Genomic DNA, 10,858 nt, shown 5'->3' on the forward strand with positions numbered 1-10,858 from the left:
TTTTTAGGGGTGGGGGACTTGGCCTCACCCTTTTTAGTTGCATAATGGGGCATCTGTTTATTTTTGTCTGTTGATTATGCCTCATCACTTATTATCGATTCAGAGTCATGTTGCCTATGGCCATGTAGGAAATTGTGCCGCAGTGTTTCCATTGCAACGTCAAGGATTTGAAGTCACGGCGATTCATACCGTGCAATTTTCAAATCATACGGGATATGGTGAATATACCGGAGATATATTTAGTCCCGATCATCTTATGAAAATATTAGATGGTATTGAGGCTCGAGGGGCTTTAGATAATATGTCGGCGTTGTTGACCGGCTATCTGGGGGATAAGCATACGGGCGAAGTGGCTCTGGAAGCATTGCGTCGGATCCGTTCCAAACGACCGGATGCCCTTTTTTGTTGTGATCCGGTGATGGGCGATGTGGATCGAGGGTTTTATGTCCAAAGTGGTTTGCCTGAGTGGATCCGTGATCAGGCAATTCCGAATGCCGATATGATTACACCGAATCAGTTCGAATTAAGTTTTTTGGCCGACATGACGATTACCACTTTGGAGGATGCATTGCAGGCCGCGGCTCGGGTACGAGCGCATGGTCCTCGTCAGGTTTTGATGACTTCTCTGGAAGTCGATGAATTGGCTGACGATCAAATTGGATTGTTATTGGATAATGAACAGGGGAGTTGGTTGGTTTGTACGCCCAAATTAGATTTCCCTATTCCTTTAAATGGTGCGGGTGATGTCACCAGTGCTCTTTTTCTAGCGCAATGCCTGAAAGGCGCAGGCCCTGAGCAAGCGATTCAGTTTGTAGCCGCTTCGGTATATGCGTTATTTAAACAGACCTATACGGCAGGAGAGCGTGAACTGCAATTGATTGCGGCTCAGGATGTCATGCTGAATCCCCCCCAACTTTTTAAACTTCAAAAGCTAAGATAAGGTTTACAACGGATGTCAGAAGAAAGATATGCAGCGACGCAGCCAGTCGATAGTTCTAACAAGATGTTGCTTTTTAGTGACTTCTTTTCTTTATGGTTTTCTTTAGGCGTTGGACTCGCCGTTTTGGAAACCGGGGCCCTGCTGGCTCCCGGATTGGGTTTCTGGGGATCGGTGGCCGCTATTATTATCGGGTCACTGGTTGGGGTGTTCTTTCTGGCATTGATGGGCTGGATGGGATTTCGCCATGGTCAGACTTCGATGGCGTTGATGGGCGGATTACTCGGCTCACGAGGGATCTGGATCCCATCATTTTTGAATATGGTGCAGTTAATGGGGTGGGGCGCATTTGAAATTATTCTGATGCGTGATGGTGCTACGTTGCTGATGAAGCAGTGGCTAGGTGCCGATAGTTTCTGGACCAGTTCTCTGCTGTGGACGTTGATCTTAGGGGTATTAGCGACACTACAGGCTATTGGGGGGCCATTGACTTGGTTTCGGATCTTTTTACGTCGATTCGGGTTGTGGATTGTCGTCATTGCCTGTGGTTGGTTATCGGTGCGGTTATTTACCCAGCCGCTGCCACAGGATATCTGGTCGGTCAAAGGCGATGGTTCGATGCCCTTTGCTCTGGGAACGGATATTGTGATTTCAATGGCGTTAAGTTGGTTGCCGTTGATTGCCGATTACACCCGTTTTGGCCGTAAGGCAGGCAGTACGGTTTCAGGGACGGTGCTGGGCTATTTGCTTGGAACTATCTGGATTATGGTGTTGGGAACCGCTTATATTCTGCTGGGAACCGACCACTCCGATATGTCACAGTTAATGGTGTCTCTGAGTCTGGCCAGTGCCGGATTACCACTATTTTTCATCTTGTTGGATGAAACCGAAAATGCCTATACGCCGATCCATTCTGCGGCCGTTTCGGGAAATCTGTTATGCCGACTCAACACCAGTTACCTGTCCTGTCTGTTTGGGGTTGTCTCTATTATCGTAGCAAGCGTGGTTCCGGTTTCGGCATTTCTGGACTTTCTACTGTGGATCGGTTCGTTGTTCGCGCCGTTATTTGCGATGTTGCTCGTTGATTATTGGCTGTTGAAACGCTCGACTCAGGCGACACGTCTGTTTAGTTGGGGTGTGGCCGTGGCTTGGATCGGTGGGGTTGTGGTTTACCATTTAATGGCAACCTATGCGCCATCGTGGGGGGCTACATTGCCCGCGATGATCGCAAGTGGATTGTTGCGGCTGGTCGTTGCGTTTGGCCAAAGTAAATGGCGAGTATTGACCCATCAAGCCTCATAACGTTTGTAACGTAATGATTCGATGATTGGGATAGAAAAAAGCGCCATGACGGCGCTTTTGCATGGAAGGGAACCGTTGTCTTTTAAGCGTGCTGTTTTAGATAGCGTTGCCCGATGGCATCGGCTGCCAGCATGGCATGGTAAACTTCCTGTTCGCTGACTCGCATGGGCATATTGCTCATGGTGTCTCCTTCTGCGCAGGCAATAGCGGCCACTCGTCTCCATTGGGATTCGTCGAATTCTTTCATGCCCAGAGCTGTCATGGTCATCGGTAGATCAGCAGTGTGCATGATCGAGAGTACTTGTTGCCATTCGGCATCGGGGGCGTTTTCCAGAACTAATTGTGTCATGAGTCCAAATCCTACTTTTTCCCCATGTTGACTACCATGTAGATCGGGAACGGCTGTAAGCCCATTACTGATGGCATGGGCCGCAGCTAATCCACCGGCTTCGGCACCGACACCACTTAAGTAAATGGTCGCCTCAACGGTTTGCTCCAGAGCGGGGGTGATAATTTTGCGACGGATGGCTTCAATGGCATTCGCGGTATTTTCACAGAGCAGCTGATAGCAGAGCTGGGCTAGGCCGAGTCCGGTGCGGGATGGGCGTTTTAAAACCAGGTTGACCCCATCGGCCTGATAACAGGCGCGAGCTTCAAAATAAGTGGCCAGTGCATCGCCGACTCCGGCCGAGAAGAAACGTTGCGGTGCTGCTGCAATAATTGCCAGATCGGCAATAACGACATCCGGGTTCTGAGGCAAAAATAGATAACGGTCAAATTCACCGTCTTCTTTGTAAATGACGGCCAGCGCTGTACAAGGTGCATCAGTTGCGGCAATTGTAGGGAAGATAACCACTGGCAGTTTAAGTTGATAGGCGGTCGCTTTGGCTGAATCTAATGTTTTGCCGCCACCGATGCCGACGATGACATTGCATTGGTGTTGTTGACTCAGTCCGGCGAGTCGATCAATTTCCTGCTGGGTACATTCGTAGTTGAATTTAACCGCGGTTCCCTGGATATCGTTGGCTTTAAATTGAGTCATGGCCTGGGTTTGCACCCGTTCCAGAATAAATTCATCGCAGATTACGAGCGCATTGTTTCCAAGATTACTGATGTGTTCATGCAGTTGTGGTAATAAATCTGTGCCGATGACAAAGCGTTTGGGAGATGTAACGGTCCGAACTGGAATGTTTGTGCTCATAATAATTCCTTATGGTCTCTAAGAAATAAGGTAGGAAATGTTGTGTCTAAAAGAACTAGGCACATATTTTATTGATTAAATCAATAATAGAAGTGCATTATACACCTTTTTGAGGTTATCAATTTTGATTTAGTTTGTGTTTTGTAAAAAAGGTTACCAGATTGAGTGGATGGTTATTGAGCGGTTATTTCTATGGGATTGAAACTGTCGATAAACTGATTCTGATTTAAATTGAGTAACCCAATATAACCTTTATTGGTATTCTTTATTTTGTACATCGCCTGATCAGCATAATGAATGAGTTGGGATAATTCTGATGTTGTATCCGTATCACTAAAGCAGATCCCGATGGTGGAACCGACTTGAACGGTGGTGTCGGTATCGATGGCAATGGGGGAATTCAGATGTTGTTGCAATCGTGTAGCATAGGCCATTGCAATATTTTGATCGGTAAGTTGATGACAAATCATGGCAAATTCATCTCCCCCAAAACGGGCGACAATATCCGTATTGCGGCTGTGCTGAGTTAATCGCTCGGCAATGATTTTGAGTAGAATATCTCCGGCGGCATGTCCATGTCGGTCATTGATGGGTTTAAAGCCATCTAAATCGATAATCAACACGGCAATTGGTCCATGATAGTGTTGCTTTAACTTTTGAAACTGTTCAGTTAATCCCAGTCGGTTATAAATCTTGGTCAGAGGATCTAAAGCGGCCATCAACGCGAGTTGTTGTTTGGTCTGTTCCAGTGTGGCGGTTCGTTCAGTGACGCGGCGCTCTAGTAGTTGTTCCTGGAGTGACAGGGTGCGAAGTAGCGTTTCTTGTGCATTATCTTTTTGTTTTTTAAGTTCATTAAACCGAGATGCGAGTCCGAAAGAGAGCAGAATCATTTCCAGTGCAGCACCGATCTGCAGCCCATAGACGGTGATGAAATTAGACGGAATGAGTCCGGTGTTGCGAATGGATACCAAGGTGGTCCCAATCAGCAGAAAAATCCAAGCGATGAGATAATAACGAGCTGCGGATACTTTATACCGTAGTCCGACCAATCCACTGAGAAACAGGAAGAAAGCCATACTACAGCCTAAGAGAGACATGATTTTTACCGCTAACTGTGCCGGTAAGATGATGGTCCCGATGGTTAAAAGGAAGCATCCGACGCACGCTAATTTTTGAGTTTGGTAAAATCGGGGGGAATGTTGCTCTAAATTTAAAAAGTAACGGGCAAACAGAACGGCCAGCGTGACGGCTAGTGAAAAACCGGTTGGGACAATGTAATTGATGAATGGCCCAATGATTGGCCACAGATAAAGGCCGGCTACACCATTGGCTGTCGAGGTGGTAAACCCAAAAACACTACAAAAACAGGCATAGAGTAAAAAGACGCGCTGTTTAAGAACCAATCCCAAGAATAAATTATATATAGATAAGGCGAGCACCATACCGGAAAAAACCGCCTGAACCAGCAGCATCCGCTCACTATTTTTTATATAGTCCTGATAGGGGTACAGCATGGCGTTGAGAGTCATACTGCCATTGGCTTGCGCCCGGATATAAAGTGTGAGAGTTTGGTGGTGATCGATATTAATCGGAAATGCCGGATGAATGTCTTCGAGCGCTCGTTGTGCTGGAGCGACGGCAAACCCAGACTGCATGGTATTGCTTTGTTGGTGGTGGGTTGTATAGACGTTAATTTGATCCAGATATGGATACTGGAACATTAAAACGAGATGCTGGGGATGATCACTGCTGGAATAAAGTTGCAGCTTGAGCCAGATAATATCGTTAGTGTAGCCAAAATGCAGATCATCCCGGTTGTGAGCCGGATGAAAATCTTGATCTGGACGATGCATAATATCGGACAAGGTCAGTGTACGGCTTGGATCAATCAGTACCTGAACGGATGTGTCGAGTGGTGTTGCCTGAAAATTCGCTGGAATTTCAATAGAGTAGGCATAACTGCATGAGATGAATCCCCATCCCCATATAATAATCAACCAACTCCAGAGATGCCGTATGAATATGAGAGGCATTGATGTCAATCCGTTACCTTACCGTCCATAATCTTCGATTAATTACAACCAGAAGATCCTATTATAAGATGTTTCAAATTGCCGTTATTGTATCTAATTTCGACGAAGTTTACTTTATTTTGTGTGATAATTCTTAAATCGATTAGTGAAGGCATCTATTTTTAGCCGTTGAAATGCTGTTGTGTGTGACGAATAAGTACTGATTTTTTCATCAGTTATTGTTGGGTGTGTTGGTTACCGTCTCTGAACATTTATGTGAGTACTTACTTATTAAATAATGTTAGATGTTTTTATAGGTGATTGAAAAATGGTGGTGGGATTTGAAATCTGGTTGCCGTTAGCTGCGGTGTGCTTGTTGGGGGCGATGTCTCCGGGACCCAGTTTGGCGATGATTGTGCGACATACGTTGTCCGGACGACGTAAAGAAGGATTAACCGCGGCCTGGAGTCATGCGACCGGAATTGCCATTTATGCCACATTAACGGTATTGGGACTGGCGGTGCTGTTAACCAAAGCCCATCTGGTGTTTACGGTGATTTCATTGTTGGGTGCTTGTTATCTGATTGGGTTGGGAACTCAGGCATTATTCAGTCGCGGAGGGGCACTGGATTTACAGCAAGGGGCTGCGGTAGGTTCAGTATGGCATGCTGCGCGGGACGGATTTGCTATTTCATTATTAAATCCGAAAATCCTATTATTTTTTATTGCGTTATTCAGCCCGTTTGTCGCCAGAGAGCATGTAATTAGCCATCATGTGTTAGTCATGACGCCGTGGTTTATCGATGGTCTTTGGTATTCGGTGGTGGTGATGTTGCTGAGTCAGGCCTCTATATTACAGTGGATGCGCCGCCACAGTCGCTGGATAGACCGGATCACCGGTTGTATTTTATTGGGCATTGGTCTGGTTGTGATTGTCGAAGAATGGCTTAACTTTTAGTGTAATCAGCAAACCGGGCGATAGCCTGCGCTCGACTTTGTTTCAGATCGACGATAGGAAGTGGGTAGCCGAGTTCTCGGCATTGAACGAGACTGGGTTGATGGATAGTACGATGATCCAGTGAAGCCAGTTCTGGGACCCAATGTCGGATATAGTCTCCTTGAGGATCAAACTTCCGGCTTTGCGTGATAGGATTGAATACCCGAAAATAAGGGACTGAATCGGTGCCTGTTGAGGCGCTCCACTGCCATCCGCCATTATTGCTGGCTAAGTGACCATCGATCAATTGGCTCATGAAGTATTGTTCTCCGCGGCGCCAGTCTAGCCATAAATTTTTACAGAAAAATGAGGCCGTTAGCATTCGGACCCGGTTATGCATCCAACCTGTGGTGTTGAGTTGGCGCATTCCGGCATCAATAATGGGAATGCCGGTTTTCCCTTGTTGCCAGGCCTGCTCGGCTTGAGAATTATGATCCCAGTGAATGGTTCGGGTTTGTTCTTTAAAAGCGAGCCCCTGACTGATGCTGTTAAATTGTGCCAGTAAATGAATATAAAACTCCCGCCAGATGAGCTCATTGAGCCAACAGGTGGCGCCTTCCTGTTCTTGTTTAAATGCCAGAAGTGCAATCGCCTGTCGGGTTGAAATAACGCCGAATAATAGTGCTGGAGATAGTCGGCTGGTGGCGGATATTCCGGGAAAATCACGTTTCTGGTGATAATGATCCACGGCATTTTGAACAAACTGGTTGAGATGGGTCAGCACTAGCTCTTCGGTTACGGGCCAGGCGTTGATCTCGGTGGATTGCATCCGGCAAAGCTGTGGATCGGTCAACCCTTGATCACATTCTGGCCAGTATTCATTGGTACTGATGCAGCGCTGAGGAGGCGGCAGTTGTGTGATAGCTTGTCGCCAGGCTTTAGAAAAGGGGGTAAAGACCCGATAGGGTTGGCCGCTGGCCGTTTTTAAGGTGCCGGGGGGTATACAGGTTTGGGTGGTTAATTGATGCCAGCGAAGATCAGTTTTTGTAAGTTGTGCCTGAATATGCTGATCGCGGATCCGCTCCCATAGTCCGTATTCATCCCCGCTGATCAGATGCTGGATCGAGAGTTCTTGGCAAAGCTGCGTAATGGCTGTTTCACTATCGTCATAGGTGGGGGTTTCCAGTACGATCAACGGAATATTATGGTTAGCGAGCTCATGTCGGAATGCGACAATACGTTGGAGTTGATAGCTATTGCGGATCGGGCTGTGATGTTGTTTTTGCCATTGATCGGGACAGAGACAATGCACCGCATAGATGGGCCCTGGTAGCGTCGCAGCTTGTTCCAATAGTGGATTATCATGGAGTCGTAGTTCGTGGCGAAACCAGATTAAAATAGCCATTCGTATGAGCCTAACGAGAGTGAATGAATAGCTTGAGTGTAAATCATATTGAATGAGTTTGTCGCATATCCCCGATGTTAAATGCAAGGGATCCGCTAAGACAGCAGCGTTGGTTGACTTCGGTGCTGGTGTCGATACGGTAGGCGTGTGAGCTATTCTGAATGCTGATGGCCTTTTGAATCAATGGAGCGCCGGTTGTTATTGTGGTTAAGAGAGGCATCATGCTGATTACCTTGCTGGATTATTTTGGAACGGCTGTGTTTGCGGCATCCGGAGTGTTGGTAGCTCGTCGGCGTCGGATGGATTTGTTTGGGGCTCTGGTATTGGCGGCCTGTACAGCCATCGGTGGGGGAACCGTGCGAGATATGGCGTTGGGAAATACACCGGTATTCTGGATCCATCAGGTTGGGTACTTGTGGGTGATCCTGATTGCATCGTTACTGACGATGGTAGGACTCATTCGATTCTCTCATCCTCGTTGGTGGTTACTACCGGTCGCCGACGCGATTGGAATGGCGACCTTTATGGCGATTGGAGCCATAAAAGCACAGCAATTATCCGCGCCTTTATTAGTGTGCATCATGATGGGGGTTTTGACAGCCTGCGGCGGTGGTATGTTACGGGATGTGCTGGCGAATCGGGTGCCTCTGGTGTTGCGTCAGGAGATTTATGCGACGGCGTGTATTATCGGCGGATTGTGTTGGGCTTTGGCGGTTATCATGGCCACGCCGGTGTGGGTGAGTACCTTGTTTTGTATTCTACCCGCTTTGTTGATCCGGTTGATTGCGATTCGCTACCATCTATCGTTGCCGATTTTGAGTCTTAGAGGGTCTAAATAAGTGTTCGGCCACAGAGGACATTCCCAACGTCGACACGCATCGACCCTTCCATAGGGCTTCACTGCGTCATTCCTAACGCGGTGGGCCACAATTGGAAACACTTATTTAGTCCTCGATAATGAAGGAGTTGAAATGTTGGAAGTACAGTCAGACATTCACATACCGGAGAGTGCTTTACTGGTTCAGCAGATCCGGGCCAGTGGTCCGGGGGGACAAAATGTGAATAAAGTGGCTTCAGCGGTTGAACTGCGCTGTTATATTGCCGCCACTGGATTAAGCTGGCCACAACAACAGCGGATCCGTCAGTTTGCGGATCAGCGCATTACCCGACAGGGCGAAATTGTGATTAAGGCGCAGCAGTATCGAACCTATCAGCAAAATCTGGAAGATGCCCGGTTACGGCTGGTCGAATTGCTTCAAAAAGCGTTGTATGTGGCTCCGAAGCGGCGGCCTACTCGCCCGACTCGAGCTTCGGTTTCTCGACGATTAGAAAGTAAAAAAAAGCGCAGTGAAACAAAATCACTGCGCTCGAAACCGTATTGAGGTGATTTGAATCAATTACAGTTTATTTTGCAGGATGTTGAGCATCCGGCGGAGTGGTTCAGCGGCACCCCATAAGAGTTGGTCACCGACGGTGAAAGCGGAAATATATTCAGGCCCCATGGCCAGTTTTCGAATACGTCCGACTGGAACGCTCAAAGTACCCGTGACCGCTGTTGGGCTGAGTTCCTGAATGCTTTCGCTTCGTTCGTTAGGGATCACTTTCACCCAATCGTTATGCTGCGCCAGAATGGCTTCGATTTCTGATACGGGGAGATCTTTTTTGAGTTTGATGGTGAGTGCCTGAGCATGGCAACGCATGGCACCAACCCGCACACACAGGCCATCAATTGGAACCGGCTGATCTTGCAGACCTAAAATTTTGTTCGCTTCAGCCTGAGCTTTCCATTCTTCTTTGCTTTGACCCGATGGCAGTTGCACATCGATCCAAGGGATTAAACTTCCAGCTAGTGGGACACCAAACTGATCGGTTGGGAAATCATCTGAGCGCATTTTGGCCGCTACTTTGCGGTCGATTTCCAGAATGGCTGAAGCAGGGTCGGCCAGCTCATCGGCTACCACGTTGTAAAGTTCACCCATTTGTGAGATGAGTTCTCGCATATTGCGAGCACCGGCACCGGAAGCGGCCTGATAGGTCATTGGGGTGACCCATTCGATGAGGTTCTGCTCAAATAAACCACCGATAGCTATCAGCATCAGTGATACAGTGCAGTTTCCTCCAATGAACGTTTTGCAGCCGTTTTGTAGCGCTTGATCGATCACATGGCGATTGACTGGATCTAAGATGATAACGGATTCATCGACCATCCGTAGGGCTGAGGCTGCATCGATCCAGTAACCTTGCCAGCCACTGGCCCGAATTTTAGGATAGATAGCGTTGGTGTAATCGCCACCCTGACAGGTCACGATAACATCCATTTCGCTGAGCGCCTTAATGTCGGTCGCGTCTTGAAGGGGCAGCTGATGACCAATTGCAGGACCGGTTTGTCCTACCTGAGAGGTTGTGAAAAAAACAGGCTCGATACTGGCAAAATCATTTTCTGCCTGCATCCGCTCCATCAGCACGGAACCAACCATTCCGCGCCAGCCAACAAAACCAACTTTCATTACTGACTCATCCTCATGTGGTGTATAGACGTCTAGACTGAGGATTTACATTATCATTGCTTATTATGGATATCTAGCAGCTCAAGATAATAAGAGGACAGTTTTGGGAGAGGTGTGCAAAGCAGTAGAAATATCTAAAAACAGCACTGTTTTCGGAAAAGTCAGCTATAGCTTGAGAATGATTCGATTGAGTTTAAATCAAACGCGTCCTGAAGGCTGTCTCTTGATCACATTTACTGCTTAAGCCCAACGGTTTATTCCCGTTAACGATTCATTCTGCCCACTAGTCTGGCAAATAGTAAGTTCCCTGAAAACCCCACCCAGCCTCCCCTTAAAAAGGGGAGGGGTTCGATAGCCAAAGGGAAAGTCAAATCAACGTGTTTTCCCTCTTGAAAAGGGGCGTCACTCCAATCCGTTCTCCCTCTTAAAAATGGGATGTCACTCCAATCCGTTCTCCCCCTTTTTAAGGGGGAGCTAGAGGGGGTGTACAGACCGGGGACATGGTTTACAAAATAAACTGGAGACATCGTTTACACACGTTAACACTCATAGTCGGA

The 10,858-nt window shown here is 47.5% G+C and carries 9 protein-coding genes; 5 read left to right on the plus strand and 4 right to left on the minus strand.

What is annotated here, in order from left to right; translation table 11 throughout:
• Window positions 1-76 precede the first annotated feature (76 nt).
• Both pdxY and ABUE20_RS13790 read left to right on the plus strand, forming a co-directional pair.
• The gene (pdxY, locus tag ABUE20_RS13785; RefSeq protein WP_408620518.1) at window positions 77-940 is read left to right on the plus strand and encodes a pyridoxal kinase PdxY; all 864 of its coding nucleotides are present in this window, start codon (window positions 77-79) and stop codon (window positions 938-940) included.
• A gap of 12 nt (window positions 941-952) precedes the next feature.
• Entirely contained in the window at window positions 953-2,239 is a 1,287-nt protein-coding gene (locus ABUE20_RS13790) for a cytosine permease (RefSeq protein ID WP_408620519.1), read from the plus strand.
• A gap of 82 nt (window positions 2,240-2,321) precedes the next feature.
• On the opposite strand, the gene ABUE20_RS13795 is transcribed toward ABUE20_RS13790, so the two are convergent.
• On the minus strand, window positions 2,322-3,440 hold the full coding sequence (locus ABUE20_RS13795) for a glycerol dehydrogenase (protein ID WP_408620520.1): 1,119 nt from the start codon (window positions 3,438-3,440) through the stop codon (window positions 2,322-2,324).
• A 173-nt stretch (window positions 3,441-3,613) separates the two neighbouring features.
• Window positions 3,614-5,473: a diguanylate cyclase gene (locus tag ABUE20_RS13800; RefSeq protein WP_408620521.1), complete on the minus strand. Its 1,860-nt coding sequence runs from the start codon at window positions 5,471-5,473 to the stop codon at window positions 3,614-3,616.
• 307 nt (window positions 5,474-5,780) lie between these two features.
• On the opposite strand from ABUE20_RS13800, the gene ABUE20_RS13805 reads away from it, so the two are divergent.
• The gene (locus tag ABUE20_RS13805) at window positions 5,781-6,410 is read left to right on the plus strand and encodes a LysE family translocator (RefSeq protein ID WP_408620522.1); all 630 of its coding nucleotides are present in this window, start codon (window positions 5,781-5,783) and stop codon (window positions 6,408-6,410) included.
• On the opposite strand, the gene ABUE20_RS13810 is transcribed toward ABUE20_RS13805, so the two are convergent.
• On the minus strand, window positions 6,400-7,794 hold the full coding sequence (locus ABUE20_RS13810) for a cryptochrome/photolyase family protein (protein WP_408620523.1): 1,395 nt from the start codon (window positions 7,792-7,794) through the stop codon (window positions 6,400-6,402). The two genes, ABUE20_RS13805 and ABUE20_RS13810, sit on opposite strands and share 11 nt — an antisense overlap.
• Before the next feature lie 221 nt (window positions 7,795-8,015).
• On the opposite strand from ABUE20_RS13810, the gene ABUE20_RS13815 reads away from it, so the two are divergent.
• Together ABUE20_RS13815 and arfB are read left to right on the plus strand one after the other, a co-directional pair.
• Window positions 8,016-8,633: a trimeric intracellular cation channel family protein gene (locus tag ABUE20_RS13815; protein WP_408620524.1), complete on the plus strand. Its 618-nt coding sequence runs from the start codon at window positions 8,016-8,018 to the stop codon at window positions 8,631-8,633.
• Between the two features lie 132 nt (window positions 8,634-8,765).
• Complete coding sequence (gene arfB / locus ABUE20_RS13820; RefSeq protein WP_408620525.1) at window positions 8,766-9,176, plus strand: alternative ribosome rescue aminoacyl-tRNA hydrolase ArfB; 411 nt, start codon at window positions 8,766-8,768, stop codon at window positions 9,174-9,176.
• Window positions 9,177-9,191: 15 nt separating this feature from the next.
• On the opposite strand, the gene asd is transcribed toward arfB, so the two are convergent.
• A complete protein-coding gene (asd, locus tag ABUE20_RS13825) occupies window positions 9,192-10,301 on the minus strand; it encodes an aspartate-semialdehyde dehydrogenase (RefSeq protein WP_408620526.1) in 1,110 nt (369 codons plus the stop codon).
• Window positions 10,302-10,858 lie beyond the last annotated feature (557 nt).

This window comes from Celerinatantimonas marina, assembly GCF_046054165.1.
Taxonomy (GTDB): Bacteria; Pseudomonadota; Gammaproteobacteria; order Enterobacterales; family Celerinatantimonadaceae; genus Celerinatantimonas.